At 64.7% G+C, this 22,794-nt stretch carries 20 protein-coding genes; 11 read left to right on the top strand and 9 right to left on the bottom strand.

Annotated features, from left to right (window positions below):
- Positions 1 to 33: 33 nt before the first annotated feature.
- Positions 34 to 1,659 carry a methyl-accepting chemotaxis protein gene (locus tag U5N23_RS30825; RefSeq protein ID WP_322596484.1) on the top strand — a complete coding sequence of 542 codons (1,626 nt, stop codon included), beginning with the start codon at positions 34 to 36 and terminating at the stop codon, positions 1,657 to 1,659.
- A 43-nt stretch (positions 1,660 to 1,702) separates the two neighbouring features.
- Here U5N23_RS30825 and U5N23_RS30820 read toward each other — a convergent pair whose 3' ends face one another.
- Entirely contained in the window at positions 1,703 to 2,446 is a 744-nt protein-coding gene (locus U5N23_RS30820) for a response regulator (protein ID WP_322596483.1), read from the bottom strand.
- Positions 2,447 to 2,460: 14 nt separating this feature from the next.
- Positions 2,461 to 3,162 carry a helix-turn-helix domain-containing protein gene (locus tag U5N23_RS30815; RefSeq protein WP_322596482.1) on the bottom strand — a complete coding sequence of 234 codons (702 nt, stop codon included), beginning with the start codon at positions 3,160 to 3,162 and terminating at the stop codon, positions 2,461 to 2,463.
- A 137-nt stretch (positions 3,163 to 3,299) separates the two neighbouring features.
- Here U5N23_RS30815 and U5N23_RS30810 point away from each other — a divergent pair, with 137 nt between their 5' ends.
- From U5N23_RS30810 to U5N23_RS30770, 9 genes are all read left to right on the top strand, one after another.
- Complete coding sequence (locus U5N23_RS30810; RefSeq protein ID WP_322596481.1) at positions 3,300 to 3,701, top strand: response regulator transcription factor; 402 nt, start codon at positions 3,300 to 3,302, stop codon at positions 3,699 to 3,701.
- Entirely contained in the window at positions 3,667 to 4,437 is a 771-nt protein-coding gene (locus U5N23_RS30805; protein WP_322596480.1) for an HD-GYP domain-containing protein, read from the top strand. Before U5N23_RS30810 ends, U5N23_RS30805 begins: the two co-directional genes overlap by 35 nt.
- Positions 4,438 to 4,462: 25 nt before the next feature.
- Positions 4,463 to 5,257 carry an ABC transporter substrate-binding protein gene (locus U5N23_RS30800; RefSeq protein ID WP_322596479.1) on the top strand — a complete coding sequence of 265 codons (795 nt, stop codon included), beginning with the start codon at positions 4,463 to 4,465 and terminating at the stop codon, positions 5,255 to 5,257.
- A gap of 1 nt (position 5,258) precedes the next feature.
- Positions 5,259 to 7,802 (top strand): ATP-binding protein, encoded by a 2,544-nt coding sequence (locus U5N23_RS30795; RefSeq protein WP_322596478.1) that lies wholly within the window; start codon positions 5,259 to 5,261, stop codon positions 7,800 to 7,802.
- Between the two features lie 308 nt (positions 7,803 to 8,110).
- Positions 8,111 to 8,629 carry a chemotaxis protein CheW gene (locus U5N23_RS30790; RefSeq protein ID WP_322596477.1) on the top strand — a complete coding sequence of 173 codons (519 nt, stop codon included), beginning with the start codon at positions 8,111 to 8,113 and terminating at the stop codon, positions 8,627 to 8,629.
- Between the two features lie 87 nt (positions 8,630 to 8,716).
- The gene (locus tag U5N23_RS30785) at positions 8,717 to 10,468 is read left to right on the top strand and encodes a methyl-accepting chemotaxis protein (RefSeq protein ID WP_322596476.1); all 1,752 of its coding nucleotides are present in this window, start codon (positions 8,717 to 8,719) and stop codon (positions 10,466 to 10,468) included.
- A gap of 151 nt (positions 10,469 to 10,619) precedes the next feature.
- Complete coding sequence (locus U5N23_RS30780) at positions 10,620 to 11,981, top strand: PAS domain-containing methyl-accepting chemotaxis protein (protein WP_322596475.1); 1,362 nt, start codon at positions 10,620 to 10,622, stop codon at positions 11,979 to 11,981.
- 5 nt (positions 11,982 to 11,986) lie between these two features.
- Positions 11,987 to 13,582 carry a chemotaxis protein CheW gene (locus U5N23_RS30775; protein ID WP_322596474.1) on the top strand — a complete coding sequence of 532 codons (1,596 nt, stop codon included), beginning with the start codon at positions 11,987 to 11,989 and terminating at the stop codon, positions 13,580 to 13,582.
- Positions 13,583 to 13,649: 67 nt separating this feature from the next.
- Positions 13,650 to 14,939 (top strand): HD-GYP domain-containing protein, encoded by a 1,290-nt coding sequence (locus U5N23_RS30770; RefSeq protein ID WP_322596473.1) that lies wholly within the window; start codon positions 13,650 to 13,652, stop codon positions 14,937 to 14,939.
- Between the two features lie 64 nt (positions 14,940 to 15,003).
- Here U5N23_RS30770 and U5N23_RS30765 read toward each other — a convergent pair whose 3' ends face one another.
- From U5N23_RS30765 to U5N23_RS30750, 4 genes are all read right to left on the bottom strand, one after another.
- Positions 15,004 to 15,336, bottom strand: coding sequence for a hypothetical protein (locus tag U5N23_RS30765; RefSeq protein ID WP_322596472.1), 333 nt, complete (start codon positions 15,334 to 15,336; stop codon positions 15,004 to 15,006).
- A gap of 41 nt (positions 15,337 to 15,377) precedes the next feature.
- Positions 15,378 to 17,345: a putative bifunctional diguanylate cyclase/phosphodiesterase gene (locus U5N23_RS30760; protein WP_322596471.1), complete on the bottom strand. Its 1,968-nt coding sequence runs from the start codon at positions 17,343 to 17,345 to the stop codon at positions 15,378 to 15,380.
- Between the two features lie 207 nt (positions 17,346 to 17,552).
- Positions 17,553 to 18,194: a response regulator transcription factor gene (locus tag U5N23_RS30755; protein WP_322596470.1), complete on the bottom strand. Its 642-nt coding sequence runs from the start codon at positions 18,192 to 18,194 to the stop codon at positions 17,553 to 17,555.
- Positions 18,191 to 19,678: a PAS domain-containing sensor histidine kinase gene (locus tag U5N23_RS30750; RefSeq protein WP_322596469.1), complete on the bottom strand. Its 1,488-nt coding sequence runs from the start codon at positions 19,676 to 19,678 to the stop codon at positions 18,191 to 18,193. The genes U5N23_RS30755 and U5N23_RS30750 overlap by 4 nt, the downstream gene beginning before the upstream one ends.
- 220 nt (positions 19,679 to 19,898) lie before the next feature.
- Between U5N23_RS30750 and U5N23_RS30745 the strand changes: the two genes are divergently transcribed.
- Complete coding sequence (locus tag U5N23_RS30745; RefSeq protein ID WP_322596468.1) at positions 19,899 to 20,618, top strand: helix-turn-helix domain-containing protein; 720 nt, start codon at positions 19,899 to 19,901, stop codon at positions 20,616 to 20,618.
- On the opposite strand, the gene U5N23_RS30740 is transcribed toward U5N23_RS30745, so the two are convergent.
- From U5N23_RS30740 to U5N23_RS30730, 3 genes are all read right to left on the bottom strand, one after another.
- Positions 20,615 to 21,271, bottom strand: a complete 657-nt coding sequence (locus U5N23_RS30740; protein WP_322596467.1) for a 2'-5' RNA ligase family protein — start codon at positions 21,269 to 21,271, stop codon at positions 20,615 to 20,617. The two genes, U5N23_RS30745 and U5N23_RS30740, sit on opposite strands and share 4 nt — an antisense overlap.
- Before the next feature lie 144 nt (positions 21,272 to 21,415).
- The gene (locus tag U5N23_RS30735; RefSeq protein ID WP_322596466.1) at positions 21,416 to 22,150 is read right to left on the bottom strand and encodes a siderophore-interacting protein; all 735 of its coding nucleotides are present in this window, start codon (positions 22,148 to 22,150) and stop codon (positions 21,416 to 21,418) included.
- On the bottom strand, positions 22,137 to 22,793 hold the full coding sequence (locus U5N23_RS30730) for an MSMEG_1061 family FMN-dependent PPOX-type flavoprotein (protein ID WP_322596623.1): 657 nt from the start codon (positions 22,791 to 22,793) through the stop codon (positions 22,137 to 22,139). The genes U5N23_RS30735 and U5N23_RS30730 overlap by 14 nt, the downstream gene beginning before the upstream one ends.
- Position 22,794: the final 1 nt, after the last annotated feature.

Here is a 22,794-nt window from a genome sequence, read left to right as displayed (position 1 = left end):
GAGTTATCCACCATACAGACCTAAAAGCCACCCATGCGCCACAATCTGCCCATCACACAGCGGGAGTTCACTTTCTCCCCCGACGAAACACTCGTGTCCGTGACCGACCTCAAGGGGCGCATCACCTACTGCAACCATGCATTCATCCAGGTCAGCGGCTTCCAGCGCGAGGAACTGCTGGGCCAGCCCCACAACCTGGTGAGGCATCCCGACATGCCCTCCGAGGCATTCCGCGATATGTGGGAAACGATACAGTGCGGCCTGCCATGGACTGGCCTTGTCAAAAACCGGCGCAAGGACGGCGACCATTATTGGGTACAGGCCAACGCCACCCCCATGATGGATGGCACCCAGATCACCGGCTTTCTCTCGGTACGCACGGTTCCCAGCCGCGATCAGGTCCGGTCGGCCGAAGCGCTGTACGCGCAGTTCAAGCGAGAAGAAGCCACTGGAAGGCAGCTCCAGGGACTCCAGGGTGGCCTGGTGGTACGCAAGGGCTTGACCGGATGGCTCAAACGGCTGAGCCAGCCCACCTTGGCCACGAAGCTGGCGCTGACACAAGCCGCAGCGATTGCCGCAGCGGTTACCCCGCATTTTCTGGGCGCACCGGCTTATGTGGTGCTGGGTGCAGCGCTGCTGGCGCTGCTGGCCAGCGCCTCGCTCATCCGCGCCTTTGCAGTCAGTCCCCTGCATCGCCTGGTCAGGGATGCCAACCGCCTCGCATCCGGTGACCTGTCCCGCGGCGTGGAAACTGGTGCCTCCGACGTGGTGGGGAAACTGCAGCAGGCACTGAACCAGCTCAGCGTGAACCTGCGCACGGTCGTGAGCGATGTCCGCCAGGAAGTGGGGCATCTGGATGTGGCCGTGCAGGAAATCGCCTCCGGCAACAACGACCTCTCCTCCCGCACGGAGGCGCAGGCCAGCAGCCTGGAGCAGACGGCCGCGTCCATGGAAGAGATCAATGGCACGATCCAGAACAGCGCCACCTCGGCAAGCCAGGGAGCCCAGATGGCCCACGCCACCTCCGAAGTCGCCCGGCACAGCGATGAAGCAGTCCAGAACCTGGCGGACACCATGCAAGGCATCGCCGCATCGTCCAAACGCATCGAAGACATCATCCAATTGATCGAAGGCGTCGCGTTCCAGACCAACATCCTGGCGCTGAACGCCGCAGTGGAAGCGGCGCGGGCGGGAGACCAGGGGCGCGGCTTCGCGGTCGTGGCATCCGAAGTGCGGGCACTCGCTCAGCGCACCACATCGGCCGCCAAGGACATCAAGGAACTCATCATCGAGTCTGGTGCGCGCGTCACGGCAGGCGTGGCCAGTGCCGGCCAGGCACGCGAGCGGATGCAGGCGGTCCTGCAGTCGATCGGAAAGGTGAACACCGTGCTCGACGAGATCAGCACTGCCGCAGGCGAGCAAAAGGTCGGCGTGTCCCAGATCAACGAGGCGGTAGCGCACATGGACTCCATCACCCAACAGAACGCGGCGATGGTGGAAGAACTGGCAGCGGCAGCACAATCGGTCTACGGTCAGGTGCAGGGCGTCAGCAACTCCATGCGCCTGTTCCGGCTGAGGACCGGTGAAGTGTCACTGTCCCAAATGGATGCCGTGGCTCTTCGGCGCGCCGGCAACGCCAGCCAGTTGGCCATCGACTGAAGCATCCACGACCATGCACCGGTATGGCGCACCAGCCCGCGTGTCAGCCGATCAATCTGCGGCGCACCTGGTACCAGGCTGTGGCTGAGGCCTGCGTGTCACCAGAGGCCGCCAGCGCTTCCAGCTGTTTTGCCACCAGGCCGTCCTCTGCCCAGCCCAAGGTGCGGAACACAGTGGACAGACTGTGCGACAAGCGCTGCAGCGCAGCGAGATCGCCCGCATGCAATGCGGCATCACCCGCCACCAGATCGTGTTCAAACTGCACAAGGCACTTGGCCCGGTACGCACGGAACAGGGCGGCGTCGCCGCCAAAATAGGCAAGTACCGCGTCGCTCTCGGCGCTGCTGGGGTCGGCAGGCTGCGCTGGCACATCTGCTGGCGGCGGCGCTGCATCATGCCCCGCAAATGCCTCCAATACGCAGGCCTGCAACTGGGCAACCGACGCCGGCTTGCGCAGGATGCGCCAAATGCCACGGCCTTCAAGCCGCCCCTGCTTGTCCAGGTTCACTCCCGCGCTGAAGATGACCAGCTTGGCGCCAGCGAGTAGTGCGGGCTCGGAATGCAACCGCTCCACCAGATCGTAGCCCGACAAGCCGGGCAGCATCAGATCCGTGATGACCAGCCCCACAGGACCCTCTTGCAGCACGGCCAAGGCGCTTGCCACGTCGCCGCATACTGTCAGATCCACCCCTTGGTCTTCCAGCGCCATGTCGATGAAGCGCGCAATCGAGGCGTCGTCTTCCACCAGCAATACGCGCCGAACCGGCACAACAGACGCGTTGGTCATAGGGCCCACCGCGCTCAGGACGCAGCCCTGGCCTGCGCGCTCTGGGCGAGAAGCGCGGGCAGCTCGGCCACCAGCCGCGGCTTGTGGATGAGGTTCACCCCCTGCAGCGCAAACGCATAGGGGGCACGCTGGGATTCGTCCAGCGAGGTCACGACGATGAGGCGGCTGCGTGCGAACTGGGGGTGCGAGCGCAGCGTCGTGATCAGGGTCGCTCCATCGATTCCGGGCAGCAGAATGTCCACGATCAGGATATCGGGCTGGATCTGCCCGTACATCGCCAGCCCGGTGATGCCGTCATTGGCAATGTGCAGCTGCCAGGCCGGAAAGTGCTGCTCCACCAGCAAGGACACCAGGTTCTGGAAGTGGATGGAATCCTCGATCAGCAGCACCTTCATATCGCCAGGCGCCTGCACTCGCCCGTCTGCAAGCTCCGGGATCGGCATGGCTGGGGGCTGCCTGAAAGGTTCGCGCACGGCGACAGCCGGCAACGACGCATCGGCGACGGGCACCGATCCACCAGAGCGCGAGCGCAACCACTGCTCCACCGAGCGGCGCGAAATACGCCGGTGCCCTCCCGGCGTCTTCCACGCCTGGAGTTCGTTGCGGTCCACCATCAGTTGCACCGAGCGAACGGCCATTCCAAGCATGCGCGCAGCCTCGAAGGTGGTGAGCTGGTCAGTTGCAGCAGAGGTGTCGAGAGATTTTTCAGTTTTCATGACTGCGCTATTTTACTTGCAAACGATTTTTATTGACACTGCTTGCAAATGCACAAAATGATTGATATGATATAAAAAATGCAAATTCATGCCGAAAATGCAAATTTCTAGATTGTCGGCATCTACCCAGGACACCCATGAAAAAAGTACTCATCGTCGAAGACCACGCCGACATCCGCAAGCTGCTGCACATGACCATGGAATTCGAGGATTTCGAGATCTACGAAGCCGCCAACGGCGATGTGGGGCTGGAAATGGCGCGCGCCCTCTCTCCCGACGTGGTGCTGCTGGACATCATGATGCCCGGCACCCTGTCGGGCCTGGAAGTCTGCCGCTGCATCAAGGCCAATCCTGCCCTGAAGCACACCAAGGTCATCATGCTCACGGCACGGGGCCAGGCCGAAGACCGGCGTGATGGCATCAAGGCAGGCGCAGACGAATACCTCATCAAGCCCTTCAGCACCATCCAGGTACTGGAAGCAATTTACCGGCTTGAAATCGCCCATGACCGGAGCCATTCCGATGCCTTCCCCTTTTGAAGGCGAGAGCACTCGCTTCGACGAAGCGGCAGCTGAACAGATGCTGCGCTTCGTCGAAGACTTTGGCCACATGTACCGTGAGCGAAACAAGGCGCTGGATGAAATCACGCGGGCGCACAACGAGGCATTGCTGCAGTTGTGCATGGCCGCCGAGGCCCGCGACGATGACACTTCCGTGCATATCGTCCGGATCGGCTTCCTGGCCGAGGCGCTGGCACTGCTCGTGGGATCGACACGGGCTTATGCCAGCCTGTTGCGGCGCGCTGCGCCCATGCACGACATCGGCAAGATCGGCACCCCGGACCATGTGCTCAAGAAGGCAGGGTCGCTCACCGAAGAAGAGCGTGCAGTCATTCAACTGCACCCCGCCATCGGCGCACAGATCATCGGCAAATCCCGGGTGCCTGTGTTTCTGCTTGCCGCTGAAGTGGCACTGACCCACCACGAACGCTACGACGGCAAGGGCTATCCCAACAGGCTGGCAGGCCAGGACATCCCCCTGTCGGGCCGCATCACGGCCATCGTGGATTTCTACGACGCATTGACCATGGACCGCGTCTATCGCCCCGCATTCAGCCCGCAAAAGGCCTTGTCCATGCTCATCGAACAGCGCGGCACGGCATTCGACCCCGTGATCGTGGACACTTTCGTCCAGCACTTCGATCATCTGGACACGTTGCGGCGCAAGGTCACCGAGCAACGCCCCACCTTCGCCGATCTGATCGACACCCCCTGAACCATCCTCCCACTAGGATAGCGCCATGCCCTTCATCCTTCGAATCGCCTTCACAAGCGCACTTGCCAGCTTGATGCTCTGCGGACCCGCTGTGGGCGGCCCGGTGCAGGAAAAGGTTTCGGCCCGACATGCCGTGCGCGTCTGCATCTGGCCCGATTACTACGGCATCACCTTTCGCAACCCCCGCACCCAGCAGCTGGCAGGAATCGACATCGATCTGTCGGCCGAACTGGGCAAGGATCTCAAGGCGAAAGTAGAGTATGTGGAGACGTCGTTCGCCACCCTGGTCGAAGACCTGCAGGCGGACCGTTGCGATGTGGGCATGTTCGCCATTGGCATGCTGCCCCAGCGCATGGCGCACCTCAGGTTCACCCAGCCCTACCTGAGCAGCGACATCTACGGCATCACCACCAAGAGCAATGCCGTCATCAAGCAATGGGCCGACATCGACCAGCCCGGCGTGCTGGTGGCCGTACAGGCCGGCACCTTCATGGAACCCGTGATGGGCGAGCGCCTCAAGCATGCCAAGCTGGTGAGGATATCGCCCCCCGCCACGCGCGAACGGGAGCTCGAAGGTGGTCGGGTGGACGTTTTCATGACCGACTTCCCTTACAGTCGCCGCTTGCTCGACAATGCCGATTGGGCGCGCCTGGTGTCCCCACCCAAGCCGGTGTTCGTGCTGCCCTATGCCTATGCTGTGAAACCCGGCGACGATGTCTGGCTCAAGACCGTGGATGACTTCGTGGCACGCATCAAGCGTGACGGCCGGCTCGATGCTGCGGCCGCAAGGCACGGGCTGACCGAGATCGTTGTGCGCTGACATGGCACAGACCTTCACCCGCAGCCCCCCCTGGCGCCATGCCCAGGGCCTGGTGAAGCTCAGCCGCAAAAGCAGCAACACGGCGCTGCTCTGCGGCCTGCTGCTGGTGGCAGGTATCCTGGCGGCCACGGCCTCGATAGCGCTGAAAGACCGTACCAAGGCCATCGCCTCCGGCACCGAAAAGGCCGAACTCCTGGCGCGGGTGCTCGAGGACCAGACGACCCGCACGGTGGAGAGCGGCCTCTTCATCCTCGCCACCATGGGCGATGCCAACGCCTTGCACGCCCCCGGGGCCGACCTGCCGCGCACCGAGGCCTTTCTGCGCGAGGCACTGGCAGGCGCCCCCTTCCTGCGTGCGGTTCTGGTGGCCGATGCCACCGGGCTGGTCATCGCCAGCAGTTCGCCACAGGAGTCGGGGATCAGCATTGATCTGCGCAAGCTGGGGCCGCGCCCGCAGAAGGGCAAAACCACCCTGGGCCCCTGGATCGCGGGCCGGGGCGTGGGCAGCCTGCGCGCCGGCGCACCGCAGGGTGCCACCCCGGCGGGCCTGGGCTTCATTCCGCTCATGCGCAAATTCGTCACCCCAGACGGCCAGGACCTGTTTCTGATCGGGCTGATCAACCCCGACGCGCTGGCCAATCAGCAGCAGTTGGCCATAGGCCAGGTCGGATTCAGTTCGGCGATCGCATCGTACGACGGCAAGATCCTGGCGACATCCCAGGAGACCGCGCTCCATGGCGCACAGGCCAGCGACCTGCCCGTGTTCCGCGAGCACCTGCCCGCGCGCGAGCACGGCAGCTACGTGGGCCGGGGTCTGGGTGGCGGCACGCAGATCGTCGCGTTCCGCGTCTCCCGGACCCAACCGCTCGTGGTCCTCGTGGAGGAGCCGCTGGATGCCGCGATCACCCGCTGGTGGACCGAATCCCAGGGCCACATCTGGCTCAGTTGCGCGGCGACCCTGGTAGTGCTGCTGCTCACCCTCGTGGCCTGGCGCAGCCTGCGCTCCCGCGAGGCCGCCAGCCACGCCTCCAGGCAGGCGCAGATACGCATTGCCCACAGCGAACGCGAGCTGGCGGTACTGATGCGCAGCGTGCAGGAGGTCATCTTTCGCACCAACACGGCCGGCCGCATCACCTTCGTCAACGCCCGGCTGGCATCGTTGATCGGTGGCAGCGAATCCGCGGCCATCGGCCGCCCCTTGCAGGAACTGGTGGAGCCCGGCAGCAGGCCAGCGGTGGAAGCTCTCTTTGCCAACGGCGAAGCAGGCGGGGTGCGCAACTGCCAGGCCATGCTCCACCTGGAGAATGGCCGCCAACTGCTGTTCGACGTGGCACTGGTGCCCCTGCTCGACGATGGCGCAGTGATGGGCTTCGCGGGAAGCGCTGTGGACGTGACCGAACGCTGGATCGCACAGCAGAACCTCCAGAGCGAACTGGAATTTCGCGGCCTGATGCTGGAGCTCAATCCCCTGCCGATCTCGATGACCGACATGCAGGGACACCTGGTGCTGGTCAACCGCGCCTGGGAGGAATACAAGGGACGCAAGCGCGCAGACGTGATGGGGCTGCGCCTGGCGGACTTCCTGCCCGCCGAAGAGGCCGCCGTGCACGAGACCGCGGACAGGCAATTGCAAAACCAGGGCGGCCAGGTGATGTTCGAGACCCGGGTGCTCTACGGTGGTCAGTCGTGGCGCGATACGCGGGTGACGAAAGCGGTGGTGACCGACGGGCGCGGGCAGGCCACCGGTATTCTTTCCACGCTGATGGATGTCAGCGACTTCCGCGAAGCCGAACGGCTGACCCGCGAGGCGCACGAGGCCGCCGAGGAGGCATCCCGCTCCAAGTCCGAGTTCGTGGCCAACATGAGCCACGAGTTGCGCACCCCCCTGCAGTCCATCATGGGCTTTTCCGAACTGGGCATGCTGCGCGGCAAGGCCGACTCCCGGCTGGCGGGCATGTTCGAAGACATCCACCGCTCTGGAGAACGCATGCTCTCGCTGGTCAACGACCTGCTGGACGTGGCCAAGCTGGAAAGTACCGTCGGCACCTTCCACCTGGAGCGGGTGGATCTGCGCGGCATCATCCACCCCGTGCTGCGCGAGCTGGAGCCGCTGCTGGCGCAGCGCAAGCTGCACCTGGAGGTGGCGCTGGGCGACCTGCCGCTCACGGCCAAGGTCGATCCGGTGCGGTTCCAGCAGGTCATCCGCAACGTGGTGGCCAACGCCATCAAGTTCTCTCCCGAGGCCTCGTCCATCACCCTGCTGGGCAGGGTCGACCGCAGGGGCCAGATCCGGCTGGCCGTGCGCGACCATGGCCCAGGCATCCCGCAAGACGAGCTCGGCGCCATCTTCGAGGCCTTCAAGCAGTCCAGCAAGACCAAGGACGGCTCGGGAGGAACAGGCCTGGGCCTGGCCATCTGCAAAAAGATAGTCGAGGCCCTGGGCGGGCAGATATACGCCGAGAACGTGAGGCAAGGCGGCTCGGTGTTCCACATCATTCTGCCCGCGCGCGGAGCCACCGAGACCATGCCGGCCGAGCTGGAATAAGCCGACATCCCTGAGCCGCAAAGTCGGCAAGAAGGTAGCGGGCAGGTGGCTTGTGAATCGGTTATCGCCTGAACATCGCAGCCCCATCGCATTGCGCATGAGACACCCTCGGTGCCGCACAGCTCGTGCGTGCCTTTCGAAGGCCCGCAGGTGAGCGCTGGATAGGCCTCTACCTCGACTGCGCCATCCGCGGTATCACCCAAAGGTAGCAAATATGAATTTATCGTTAGGCAATGGAAAAAATCGCTTGCTTAAATCATTTTTATCATTAAAATTACGAAAAACCCGCAAGAGACCACTTTTCTATCATGCACAGCACCATTTCCACCACCCCCTCAAGATCAGACGCTGCACTGGATTCCACCGTACCCGGTGAGTACCTGGCCTTTCGCCTGGGCTCCGAGCAGTACGCCATTGACATCCTGCGCGTGCAGGAGATCCGCTCGTACGAGCAGCCCACCCGCATGGCCCACGCGCCCGACTTCATCAAAGGGGTTATCGACCTGCGCGGGCGCATCGTCCCCATCCTGGACCTGCGCATCAAGCTGCAGTGCGCCGAGGTCGCCTACAACGACTTCACCGTGGTCATCATCCTGGACATCGGCACCTCGGTGATCGGCGCTGTCGTGGACTCGGTGGCCGACGTGGTGTCGCTGGCGCCCGAGCTGATCAAGCCCGCCCCCCAGTTCGAAACCCAGGGCGACGTGGACCCGGCTTTCGTGCAAGGCATCGCCAACGTGGACGGCCGCATGCTGATCCTGATGGACATCAATGCCCTGCTCAGCCACGAGGAAATCGGGCTGGTCGAGTCCACCGCGACCGCCTGACAAGGCGCATACCAATTCAGGCCATCCCGGACAGCACGCTCCATCGCCAAGCTGAGCCCGGCCCCTCCTTTTGAGAAGCACATCCCCATGAACAACCTGAAAATCTCCACCCGCCTGGCGGGCACCTTCGCGGTGCTGGTCGCCGTGTTGCTGGCCGTCGTCATCGCCGCCTGGTCGCAACTGGCGGCCATGGGCACCCAGACCCGCGAGATCACCGACAACTGGCTGCCCAGCGTGGAACTGGTGAACCAGATCGATACCGACATCGCCAAAGCCCGGCTCTTTGAACTGCGCCACGTGATGGCCACCGACGCAGCCACCACCGCCGCACACGAAAAGTCCATGGGCGAGCTGCAGGCAGAGATGGAAAAACTGAAAAAATCCTACGAAGCCCTCATCAGCTCGCCCGAAGAGCAAAAGATTTACGACGACTTCATCGCCGACCGCAAGAAGTACGTCGAGATCACGGCGAAGATTTTCGAATCCTCGCGCAAGAACGACAAGGAGCAGGCGGCAGCCTTGCTGGGTGGCGAATCCCTGCAGTTGTTCAACAAGACCTCTGCCACCCTCGAGAAACTGGTGGAACTCAACAGCGAGGGCGCACGACAAGACACCGAAAATGCCAAGCAGATCGAGTCGACTGCGCGCATCGTGCTGATCGTGGCGGCCGCCCTGGCTGTGGCCTTTGCGACGCTGGCAGCCCTGTGGCTGATCCGCTCCATCACCCGACCCCTGGAGCAGGCCGTCAACACGGCCGATCGCATTGCCCAGGGCGATCTGAGCGGCCAGATCGTGGTCCAGAGCCAGGACGAGACGGGCCAGTTGCTCAGCTCGCTGCAGCGCATGCAGCAAAGCCTGGTGACCACCGTGGGCGCCGTGCGCCAGAACGCCGAAGGCGTGGCTTCGGCCAGTGCAGAGATTGCATCGGGCAACAACGACCTCTCCAGCCGCACCGAGCAGCAGGCCAGCGCCCTGGAAGAGACGGCAGCCTCCATGGAGGAACTGTCCAGCACCGTCAAGCAAAACGCGGACAGCGCCCGACAAGCCAGCCAATTGGCCATCAACGCCTCCACGGTGGCGGTGCAGGGTGGCGATGTGGTGTCCGAAGTCGTGGAGACGATGAAGGAGATCAACGCCAGCAGCAGCAAGATCGCCGACATCATCTCGGTCATCGACGGCATCGCCTTCCAGACCAACATCCTGGCTCTGAACGCCGCCGTGGAAGCCGCCCGGGCGGGCGAACAGGGCCGGGGCTTTGCCGTGGTGGCCAGCGAAGTGCGCAGCCTGGCCGGGCGCAGCGCCGAAGCGGCCAAGGAAATCAAGAGCCTGATCACCGCCAGCGTCGAGCGCGTGGAGCAAGGCACCCTGCTGGTGGACAAGGCCGGCACCACCATGACCGAGGTAGTCGCCTCCATCCGTCGCGTCACGGACATCATGGGTGAGATCAGTGCTGCCAGCAGCGAGCAGGCTGCAGGCGTCGCGCAGGTGGGAGAAGCCGTCACGCAGATGGACCAGGCCACCCAGCAGAACGCAGCGCTGGTGGAAGAAATGGCGGCAGCAGCCAGCAGCCTGAACGGCCAGGCGGGCGAGCTGGTTAACGCGGTGGCGGTGTTCAAGCTGGATGCCAGCGCCCGCAGCGCGCCGGCCCCAGCGCCCCGCCCGGCCACCCCCGCGCCGCGCCCCACCACGTTGCAGCGCAAGGCACTGCCCAAGAGCAACGGCAGCTTGACGCAGGCCAAGGCCAAGCCATTGGCAGGCCCGGCACCGCTGCGGACCAGCCCCGCCCTGGCCACGAGCAAGCCTGCGCAAGGCAACAACGACGAATGGGAAAGCTTCTGACCGGCCGCCCCATGGTTCGCGTCGAACCCCGGTTTCGGCAGTAGCCGCAGCAGGGGTCGAGCGGCCAGAAAAGCAAGCCCGGTCATGTACCTTTTGCCCGACTCCAGAGGGAGCGGCTCACCCGACCAATCCACCTCCCAAGGGCTTCTTCATGACCTCCACCCCCACCGCCACCTCAGATTTCCTGCTTGCGGACCAGGGCCCGCGCACGCAGGCGCTGTACGCCGCCATCAACCGCGTGCAGGCCGTCATCGAGTTTGCGCTCGATGGCCGGGTCCTGCATGCCAATGACAATTTTCTGCGGACCTTCGGCTACTCGCTGCAGGAGGTGCAGGGGCAGCACCACCGCATGTTTTGCGCGCCAGACTTTGCCAAGTCGCGCGAATACGCCCTCTTCTGGGACCGGCTGGGAAGGGGCGATTTCGATGCGGGCGAATACCGGCGTCTGGACAGGCATGGAAAGGAGGTCTGGATACAGGCCTCCTACATCCCTGTGCTGAACGCTGACGGCAGGCCGGAAAGCGTGGTCAAGTTCGCCACGGACATCACGGCCGAAAAGCTGCGCAGCAGCGAATTCGAGGGAAAGCTCGATGCCCTGTCGCGCTCGCAGGCGGTCATCGAGTTCGACATGCAGGGCACCATCATCGACGCCAACCCCAACTTCCTGCGCGCCCTGGGCTACACGCTGCCGGAAATCAAGGGGCAGCACCACAGCATGTTCTGCACGCCCGAGCTGGTGAAGTCGGCCGAGTACCGCAACTTCTGGGCCGATCTGTCGCTGGGCCAGTTCCAGAGCGGACGCTACATGCGGATGGGCAAGCATGGGGCAGAGGTCTGGATCCAGGCCACCTACAACGCCATCCTGGATGCGGATGGCAACCCCTACAAGGTCGTCAAGTTCGCGATTGACGTGACCGAACAGGTCCACAGGGAACAAACCATCCGCGAAAAAGTCCCCGCGATATCTGCGGTATTGGAACAACTGTCGGACTCTACCGATGGCATCACCAGCAGCTCACAGCAGTCGCTTGCGCTTGCGCTCTCGGCCCAGGAAGAAGCGTCTGGCGGCACGGCCCTGCTGGAGCGCTCCCGCGAGGCGACAAGGCAGATACAGAATGCATCGCGCAGCGTCAACGATATTGTGGACACCATCCGCGATATTGCCAGTCAGACGAATCTGCTGGCCTTCAATGCCGCCATTGAAGCAGCCCGTGCCGCAGAACACGGACTGGGCTTTTCGGTCGTGGCCGACGAAGTTCGCAAGCTGGCAGAGAAATCCTCCGCCGCGACCAAGGGCATCAGCCAACTGATGACCGAAACCCTGCTGCGCATCGAAGAGGGCAGCCGGCTCTCGGAGCAGGTCGAAGAGGTGTTTTCACGCATCACACGCGCCGTGGGCAACTCCTGCGCCGCCATGACAGATATCCACAAGGCATCGGCGCAGCAGGCCCAGGCGACGCACAGCGCGGCGCAGTTGCTGTCCGAGTTGCATGGCGCTGCAGATCGGAGTTGAACAAAGTGTCAGGTGCATCTTCTATCTCGCCACGCTCGGCCATGCGCTACGCCATGGTCCGCGCGGCAGGCATCACCCTGGCCGTGTCGGCCGACGAGGTGGGTCAGGCGCTGCAGCTCGCTGGATCGGCGGCCCATTTGCCGCGCAGCGAGCGCGCGCTCCTGGGCGTCTTCGAACACCGGGGACAGGTGGTGCCCGTAGTGGATCTGGCCTGCTGGGGTAGCCTGCAGCCTCCGGGCGATACCCCAGCCCCCGCCCAGGTGCTGATGCTGCAGAAGGCGGGGCGGGTGACGGGCATCGCCATTGAACGGACGGTGGGTATCGCCCTGGTCGAGTCTGGCGCCGTGCAACGGGTGCACCATGCAAGCGCTGCGCACGAACTGTTCCATAGTGTCTTGCAGGTACCCGGGTTCGACCAGCCCTTCCCCCTGCTGGATACAGAGCATCTTTTGCAGCAGACCCAGGTCTGGGTGCAGGAGCAGCCAGCAATCCGCCAGGCACTGGATACCTCTTCAGCATCCGAAAGCCCGCCCGACCAGCAAAGCCGCATCGGCGATGCGCGCCCGACCCATACGGAGACCCATGTCGTGGTCGAACTCGGTGGATTGCGATTTGCCCTGCCGGTGCAGTCGGTGGGCACTTTGATGCCGGCCCCGGCCATGCAAAAACTGCCGAGTCTGGCGAGGGGCTTGCAAGGCGTCTTTACCTGGGGCAAGCGCCAGGTACCCGTGGTACGCATCCACCAGGCACTGGGGCTGGAGCCCCCTTCTCCCGACACCCCGCCCGAACCCTGGCTGCTGGTGGTCCGCACGGCAGGCGAAGCGCTGGGGATACTGGTGGACCATTTCGTGGCCGTACAGCGGTTCGAGTCGCACCGGCTGCAGCCTGCGGGCACCGCGCTGGGTGCCAGCGTGGCCCCCGATCCCAGCGACGCCACCGGGCGCCCCATACAACTGCTCTCCGTTGCCGCACTGTTCAGCGCCATGCCTGTGGGCGCCATCGGTGCAGACCCGCAGCGCGTGGCGCCAGCGCCCGGCGGCGCCGGCTTGGGCCATGGCCTTGGAAGCCGCTCTGGCGATGGGACACCTGTCTCGACAGAAGCCCACCTGGTCTTCAAGGCTGGCCGCACCATGGCAACACCTCTGAAGGGCATCCAGGAAGTCGTGATGGGCGCCGCCTCCGCAGGGGACCCAGACCTGCCCCACGCAACCCACTACCAGTGGCACGGCACGCTGGTACCCCTGCTGGACCTGCGGCTTGCCACGGAGGGCGTTCCCGGCACAAACGGGCCCGAAGCACGCCTGCTCATCGTGAAAGAGGCGAACCAGTTGACTGCGTTGGTGGTGGAGGCTGTCATCGATCTGGTACCCGCTTTCGTGGGCACCCTGGTTTCGCTGCAACTGAACCAGGGCCGCAGCCTCCAGGTGCTCACTGCCCCGGTAGGCGACAGGCTGGAAAGCTTTGAAATCGTGGACCTCGGGCGGCAGTCTCTGACCTTCCAGGGCCATGCGCAAGATCGAGAGCCCTCCCCTGCGAGCCCTCAATCTCAGGCCCCCGATGCCGCAACGACCGCAAGCCAAGGGCAGGCCCGGCATGGCTGAACGCGACCTTCTTCCATCTTGAAAATCTTGATCGCTGCCGATGGGCGGTCACCACAGGAAAAACTCCATGCTCAAGCGCATCAGCATCCAACACCTTACCTTGGGCATGTATGTGCACGATTTCTGCGGATCGTGGATGGACCACCCGTTCTGGCGCGCCAAGTTCGTCTTGAAAGATCCCAAGGACCTTGCGCGCATCAAGGCCGCGTCCATCGAGGAGGTCTGGATCGACACCTCCAAGGGCCTGGACGTGGCGGCCGGTGTGCGCTCCGTCTCTCGCGAGGAGGCCGACTTCCAGGTGGAGACCGATTTCGGCATGCTCGACACCATGCCGCCCCTGGTGGTGGACCCACCACCGCCGCCCTCCCCGCCTCCCCGCCGCTCACGGGGCCGGGCGCCTGCCAGCATGCACAGCGAGCTGAAGGCTGCAGCTTCGATCTGTGTCGAATCCAAGCAGGCGGTGGTCTCGATGTTCAAAGAGGCACGCATGGGCAAGGCGGTCAACTCGGAGAACGCCCGCAGCCTGGTCGAAGAGATTTCCGACTCCGTCACGCGCAACCCGAGCGCGTTGATCAGCCTGGCGCGGCTGAAGACGGCCGACGACTACACCTACATGCATTCGGTGGCGGTGTGTGCCCTGATGGTGGCACTGGCCAAGCAGATCAACCTGAATGAAGAGCACACGCGCAGCGCCGGCATGGCCGGGCTGCTGCATGACCTGGGCAAGGCAGCCATTCCGATGGCGGTGCTCAACAAGCCTGGCAAGCTCACGGATGAGGAGTTCACAGTGATCCAGAGCCACCCGGTCCAGGGCTACCTCATGCTCAAGGAAGGCGGCAGCGTGGAGGACCCGGTGCTCGATGCCTGCCGCCACCACCACGAGAAGATGGACGGCTCAGGCTACCCCGACAAGCTCAAGGGCGAGGAGATCAGCCTGATTGCCCGCATGACCGCCATCTGCGATGTGTACGACGCCATCACCTCCGACCGCCCCTACAAGCGCGGCTGGGACCCGGCCGAATCGCTGCGCCGCATGGCCGAATGGACCAAGGGGCACTTCGACCCCCGTCTGTTCCAGGCCTTCGTCAAGAGCATCGGCATCTACCCGGTGGGCTCGCTGGTGCGGCTGACGTCCGGGCGCATCGGCGTGGTCACCGAGCAGGGCCAGCAGTCGCTGATCTCGCCCAAGGTCAAGGTGTTCTTCTCAACCAAATCGGACATGCGCATCCCGCCCGAGGTGGTGGACCTGGCAGCCCCCAGCTGCATGGAGAAGATCGTGGCGCGCGAAGACCCGGACCAATGGAAATTTCCGGACCTCAATGAGCTGTGGTCGGGCCTGCCTTTGGCCTCTCGCTGAAAGCACGAGGCGCCCTGCGCGCAGCCTGAACCACGGGAGCACAACTTCCACCACAGCGCCTTGCTCAGGCATCCTGAAGCAAGCGATCCAGGATCGTCTCCATGTCCGACCAGGGATGCCCTTGCGACAGATCGCCGGTGGCCGCGTTGCTCGCGCAGAGCGGCTCTGTACTGAACAAGGCCACCTTCGCTCTGGGTGCGGAACGGCGAGCATGGTGCTGGAGCACTCCTAACATGTCGCCCGCGAACCCCATGTCCACCACCATAAGATCGACGGGGTCGCTCAAGAGCACCAGCACCGCATCCGTCACGCTGGGTACGTCGGTGATGACGCAGCCGGGATCGCGCACCCGGCAAACCGCCTGAACCGCTTGCCTGTGCTGACGGGTCGGCAGCACGGTCAGAACCCTGCAGGGCGCAGTTTTCTGCCTGACGGCGTTCAGCCTGTCTGGCACATGCCACTCCTCAGGGGCCCAGGGGCCTGCGCTGCTTCATGAGGGCACGGGTAGGCGGCGCCCGAGATGTCGGCTGCGGCTCGCATGTCTTGGAAATGCCCTTCAGGAAATGGAACATTGGCAACGTCGCCATTGCAACGTGCATTGGACGATTTTGGTGTGCAGTGCCCAGGGGCACCTTGATCCATATCAACCTGCTCCAATTCCACAGGCCCCGGTTCAAAAAGCGGTGCCCAGGGCAGGCAGCCCTCGAGAACGGCCTGCATCGTATGGGTGTCCAGGGGACGAGAAAGCAAAAAGCCCTGCCCTTCATCGCACCCCATGGACTGGAGCAACCTCAGTTGGGCCTCGGTTTCGATGCCTTCGGCAATGCAGCGCAGGTTCAGCCGGTGCGCCATGTCCACAATGAGGCGCACGATCTCGCAGGCACTGGCGTCGTCCTCCATCGCCGCGACAAACTGCCGGTCTATCTTGAGGTACTGCACCGGGAAGCGGCGCAGGTAGGCCAGCGACGAGTAGCCCGTGCCGAAGTCGTCGATGCTCAGCGCAACCCCAAGGTTGCGAAATGACTGCAGCAACAGCATTACGGCATCGATATCGCCGAACAGCAATGATTCGGTCAGCTCGATTTCGAGCAGCCGGGCAGGAATCCCATGGCGGTCCAGCGCCAGCGCAACATGCTGCACGTAGTTTTGCCGCTGGAACTGCAGCGCAGAAAAATTGACCGCCACCACGGGCGCAGCCAGCCCCATCGCCAGCCAGGCCGCGATCTGCGCCAGTGCCTGCTCCATCACGCTGTCGCCAATCAGTCCGATCAGGCCACGGCGCTCCGCCAGAGGAATGAACTCAGCAGGGGAGATACTGCTGCCATCGGCCAGCACCCAGCGGGCCAATGCCTCGACGCCCGACAATTGTCCGGAAGCCAGATTTACCTTGGGTTGATAGGCTACGGTGATCTGCTCCAGGCGCACCGCATCGCGCAGCGCGAGCGCCATGCGGCGCTGTCCATCCTGAGCCTCATAGCACTGCAGCGTGGGCAACCCCGGGACGGCCTCCTGGCGGGCCGCCGATGCATGGAGCAGTGCTTCGGCAGCGCTTGCACACCCCTGCGCCAACGATGACAAGCCCACACTGACCGAGATCTGGATGTGCTTTCCCTCGCCGAGATCAAAGGGCAGCGCCGTCTTCGCATACAGGCGCGATGCAAACGACTGAACCGCATCACCGCCCCCCGCATGGGGGTCTGCCAGCGCGATGGCGAACTCATCGGGCCCTACGCGAGCGACCACCGCAGGCCGGCCATCGGCGGCCGCAACCTCCGTGCACCGCAGTGCCATCTGGCGCAGCACTGCGTCACCCGACTCCAGCCCGTGCAGTTCATTGAGTTCCGTGAAGCCATCGATGTCCAGCGCGAGCACATGGACCAGGGGCGACTTCTCGCTGAGAAGATCGGCGGCCTCGGTGAAGGCCTTGCGGCTGAGCAAGCCCGTGGTTGCATCCGTGGCGGCATCGCGCCTCACACGTCCGCTGCCCATCTGTTGCGATGCTTGCTCGGCATAGGTGCCCAGATGGTATGCGGCCACGCCATCCGACCCGCGCAGGGTGACGATGGTCAAGTACTCCTGCGACAGCTGGCCATCCTTGCGGCGGTTCCAGATTTCGCCTTGCCAGCGCCCCTGGCTGCCCAGCGACGCCCACATGGTGCTGTAGAAGCTGCGCCCCTGCAGCCCCGATCGCAGCAGGCCCGGGGTGCGCCCGACGAGTTCGTCCATGGCATACCCCGTGGCGCATTCAAACGCCTCATTCACCTTGAGGATGCATCCGTCGGGTTCGGTGAGCATCATCGGAGCGGGTGACTCCCGCATGGCCTGCAGCAGCATTCCGACCACCTCACTGCCGAAAGCCGTGTGGGCGCAGTGTGCGTCGATAGAGATGGTGTGTTGCTCGGCCATAAGTTTCCTTGCAGGGGAACCGGGAGCAAGCAGGTCGCGCTCCAGATGGTTCAGTGTAGGAACTGCCGGCCGCCCGGTATGTGGGGAAGTCTTGATGGACTGGGTGGGGGGAAGCTCGACACGCGCTTGCACGCCGGCATCTCTCGCAGCCGATTTCAGAGGCCCCATCCGGCAACCGCACCGATGGGTGGCAGCCCCCAATGCGGACTATTGCGCGTCTGTCCCGAGCAATTGATGGCGCATGGCGAGTCGCACCAGCGCGGTCACATTGGAGGTTCCCAGCTTGCCCATGAGGCGGCTGCGGTAGGTGTCCACGGTCTTGGGCGAGAGGTGCAGCTCTCGGCCGATGGCAGCACTGGACAGCCCTGTGACCACCATGACGACGATCTGCCGCTCGCGCGGTGACAGCGCCGCGAAAGGGTCGACATCGGTATCCGCCGTAAGGGCCTGCACGGCCAGATCCGCCACTTCCTGGCCCAGGTAGCGGCGCCCCTGCAACACCACCTCGATCGCGCGCAGCACCTCGCTGGAGGGCGCGCCCTTCAGCACATAACCCGCAGCCCCCATGCGCAATGACTCGGCCACATGCTGGGGCTGCGCCGACATGGTGAGCATCACGGTGCGCACGCTCAGCGAGCGGCGCTGCAAGTCGGCCAGGACTTCGAATCCTGACCTCCCCCCCAGGCTCAAGTCCAGAAGCAGCACCTCCGGCATCAGCCGCAGGATGTCGGCAACGGCCACGGTGGGATCCGCCGTCTCGCCCACGACTTCGTGGCCGGCCATCTGCAGCACTGCCCGCAGTCCCTCCCGGACCATGAGGTGGTCATCCACCAGATAGAGTCTGCTCATCGGCAGCCTCCCCAAACCAGCCGCACAATGGTGCCGCCTGCGGGGTTCGGCGCGACACTGAAGCGGGCGCCCGTGGCAAGGGCCCGTTCACGCATGCCGACCACGCCCAGGTGCCCCGGGCGCGCGATCTGTGTATCCAGGGGCCAGCCCTGCCCATCGTCGATGACCTCGATCCGAAACTGGTTTTCATCCCCTGTGAGTACAACCCTCACAAGGGTGGCTTTCGCATGCTGTACGGCGTTGGAGGTGGCCTCCCGTGCGACCATGAAGGCTGCGTATTCTGCATCGGCTGGCCAGCGCATGCGCGCGACCTCGGGCTCGACTTCCAGCAACAGGTCGATGCCGGGAAGGGTGAGGTCGCGCGACCTCAATTCATTGTCCAGGGCTGCTGCAAGCCCGTCATCGTCCAGCAATGGAGGGCGCAGGTCCACCAGCACCTGACGCACCTGCCGGATCGCCTGGTCAATCAGCCCACCCAGTTGCTGCCGGAACCTCCCGGTGGCCTGAACATCCTGGGCCCCCAGGGGGGTTGCATCGAATGTGAGCCGGATCGCGGTGAGCGTCTGACCGAGCTGGTCGTGCAGCGCCTGAGCGAGCCGCTGTGTCGTCTCCTTCTCCTGGTGCATGAGCCGTTGCGCCAGATCCGACAACTCACTCTGGTAGCGCAGCAGTGCTTCCTCTGCCCGGGCTCTTTGTGTGACATCACGCAGGATCGCGGTGAGGGTCAGCTTGCCGTTGACCACCGCACGTGAAATGGAGGCCTCCAGCTCCAGCACTTCTCCGTCAGCACGCACCCCCTTGACGCGGCCAGCGCCCATGGCGCGCCGCGTCACCTTCGATTCGACAAATCCATGCAGATCGGCGCCATGCCCGCTGCGGTAGCGCTCAGGCATCAGCGAGTCCAGCGGTTGGTTGAGCATGCTGGCGGCTGTGCGCCCGAAAATGCGCTCGGCTGCCGGATTGAACAGCACGATCTGTCCCTCTTCGTCGCAGCTGATCACCGCGTCGCTGGCCGCATCGATCACTGCGGCCAGGGTCTCCTGCTGCTCGCGCAGACGCAGCTCATTCTGGACCCGCTCCGTGACGTCGCGCAGGATGACGGTGAAGAGCTTCTGCCCCGCAATCTCCACCTGCGAGATGGATGCCTCGATGGGGAACTCCTCCCCGTCGGCCCTGAGGCCGCTGATGGCCCCGATGGAGCCCATGCGGCGGGTGGTGATGCCTGTGGCGCCGAAAGCTTCGACGTGGGCCGCATGCTGCCCACGAAAACGCTGGGGCATGAAGCGGGTGATCGGATGGCCCAGCGCTTGCGCAGACTCGCAGCGGAACATGCGCTCCGCAGCCTTGTTGAAGAGCACGATGCGCTGCGTTGCGTCAATCGTGACGATGCCATCCATGGCCGACTCGAACAACGCCCGCAGCCGGGCTTCGCTGTCGGAAAGCCCGGGGCGTGCCTCGATCGGCAGTGGCGGTATATCGGTCAATGAAGGTACGCCTCTTGTTGGAATCCGGCGGCTGGCAACCGTGCATGCATCAATGCAGCACAGCGGCCATTCCACCCTCTCTCGGGGCATTGTAGTTTCGCTTGGGCAGGGCTGGCCAAGCAAACATGACCGAAGCTCCCGTCAGGCGCAGTGGAGAACTCCCCACAGCCAGATCCAGTGCGGCTGCCTAAAGTCAAGGCACCGACCAGGGACCTGCACCATGACCAACGCTTCTACCGCCGCTACCTGCCCCCACTGCACGCAACGCGACGCATGCTTTCCCATGGACCTGGAGCCGTCACAGCGGATACTGCTGGACCAACTGTCGATTCGGCGCATCCGGATCAAGCGGGGCGAGCACCTTTTCCGCGATGGTGATGCGTTCAAAGCCATCTTCACGGTGCGCAGCGGCTTCTTCAAAACGGGTCTCGCCACCGAGACGGGGCACGAGCAGGTGACGGGTTTCCAGATGGCCGGCGAAATGCTTGGCCTGGACGGGATCGTCACGGAGCGCCATATGGGCAGCGCGGTGGCGCTTGAAGATTCCGAAGTGTGCGCGATTCCATACGCTCGGCTGGCAGAGCTCTCGCGCGAACTGCCCGTCATGCAACAACATCTGCACAAGGCGATGAGCCGGGAAATCGTTCGCGAGCACCAGATGATGCTGTTGCTGGGCAGCATGCGGGCGCAGGAGCGGCTCGCGACTTTCCTGCTGAACCTGGTCAAGCGCCTTCATGCGCGCGGGTTCTCAGAAACTGAGCTGGTGCTGCGGATGACGCGTGCAGACATCGGCTCCTACCTCGGGATGAAGCTGGAAACCGTGAGCCGGCTGTTCTCCAGGCTGACCCACGAAGGAATCCTCACGGTACACCAGCGGCACGTTTGCATTGCTGACGCAGGCAGGTTGCTGGGCAACCAGGCACAAGCAGCCATTCACTAGTGAAACCGGTGGTGGTCCAGCCGCCAACGCCCCAGCACCCGGTAGGCCCCGCCCGAGCCCAGCCGGTTGTACAGCAGCTGGAACTCGCGCACCGTCCAGCACAGCGGCTCCACGGGGTGCTCCGGCACGTCGCGGGGGCTGTAGTACAAGGTCATGTGGGGCGTGATGACCGGTGCGGCACGCACGGGGTGCGGGACGGGCCAGGCGGCCTGCAGCGCATCGTGCAGTGCCTGGTACAGCGCCAGAAAGCCGGCCACCCCCTCGCCTGCGCCGCACAGCACCTGCGGGCGATTGCCCCGGCGCCGGTGAAAGCTCAGAAAGCGGTCGAGCCGGATATTGAAGGCCGGCATGTCCACCCCGCTGGCGGCCCGCGCCGCCCACAGGGCCAGTGCCTCGGAAAACTCGGCATGCCAGTCCAGCGAGACCAGGGTCAGGTGCAGACGCTCGGTGCGCACCTCGCTGCCGGCCAGTTGGTGGCGTGCGATCAGGTCGCGGCGCAGGCGGTCTGCACACCATGCGGCCGCAGGCTCGGCCAGCACCGCAAAGAAGAGGTGGTGGGGCCGCGCGCGCTGCTCTGGCGCGGGCCTGGAGGGCGGCCGGGACGGACGTGGCTCGGCGGGTTCCACCCCTGGCAAGGACAGCTGGTGTGGCATGGCGTGGCTCCGTGGGCTAGGGCCTGTTCACACCAATTTCGGGGTCGCGAAAATCAGTGTTCCTGGCCCTGGTCACCACACTAGCGCTCGCGGGCCCGCTTGTCCAGTGCGGCGCAGGAACAAATGCAACCAGGCCATGGTCCATCAATCCATGCCGGCCTTTCCCGGCGCCCAGTACGCCTTGGACACGATGCGCGAGCCCGGCACACCGCGCGCCTTGAGCGCCTGGCGCGCCTGCTGGATCGACTGCGCCCGGCCCGTGAGCACGAACAGCGTGCCGTCGCCGCTGCACTGCGACCAGAGTTCGCTGGCCGCCTGCATGCGCAGCGCCTCGTCGCGTCGCTCCACCAGCACTGCGGTCGCTACGCCCAGCGCCTGCAGCGCCAGCGTGGATTCGGCGCGGGACTCCACCTCGAACACGCAGCAAGGCGCTGCCCCGCCGACCATGGCCATCGCCACGGCGGCGGCCAGGCCGAACGAGGTCTCATCGCCATGCAGCACCACCGGCCCCGCAAGATCGCCCAGCGCCAGCGAGCGATGCGGCCCGAAGACCTGGCAGGCATCGCCCACCTGCACGCGCCGCAGCCAGTCGCTGCCGGGCCCGGCTCCATGCGCATAGCCGAGCAGGCGCGTGTGCCCTCGCACCACATCGAACACGATGGGGGTGAAGGTGCGCGCCGTGAACGGCCCGGCCACCTTGACCTGCAGCTTGTGCCCGGGCGCCCAGGCCGCGCCCTGCAGGGCATCGCCCTCCAGGTCTATGAGCCGAAAGCGCTCCGACACCTGCTCGACCGCAGCCACCCGCGTGTTGCGCAGCAGCAGCCGGTCGAAGGTGCGCTCCAGCAGGCCCGGCCTGCGTTCTTCCTCAGTAAAGGGCATGCCGCACCTCGTGGTCGTAGTGCGCGTTGATCTGCCCCACCTGCTCGTCGCCGATCTGTGTGGTGGCACCGCCCAGCCGGGTCAGCTCGGCCAGCATCTGCCCTACCGTGGGCAGGCTGGCGCGGTCCACCTGCGATGCCGGGGCCCACAGCTTGGCGCGGTTCACCGCCTTGCCGCAGTGCATGAGCACCTCGGTGATGGCCACCACGGTGGCGGTCTTGGGCGTGCGCCCTTGTTCCGCCAGCTCGGCCAGCAGCTCGGGGGCGGTGGACACCCTGCCGTGGCCGTTGATGCGCAGGAACACCTCCAGCCCCGGAAAGAGGAAGAGCATGCCCACGCGGTCATCGCGCTCCAGGTTGCGCAGGGACTCGATGCGGTTGTTGCCCGGCCAGTCGGCAAAGGCCACCGTGTGTGCGTCAAGCACATGCACGAAGCCCGGTGGCCCGCCGCGCGGCGAGGCATCGAGCCCCTGGCCGCTGCCCGTGGCCAGGCAGAAGAAGGTCGCGGCCCTGAGGTAGCTTTCGTGCGAACCGATGAGGCGGTCGAGCACCGCTTTCTGGATCATCTCGGACGGCGGCGAGTACAGCGCATCGAGGTCGGGGGCATCCACCGCCACCGGCGCTGGCGCACGCGGCTCGACCAGG

The organism is Acidovorax sp., from assembly GCF_034519795.1.
GTDB lineage: Bacteria > Pseudomonadota > Gammaproteobacteria > Burkholderiales > Burkholderiaceae_C > Acidovorax.
Note: the sequence above shows the minus strand (reverse complement) of the source record. Positions and strands in the feature narration are given on the sequence as shown.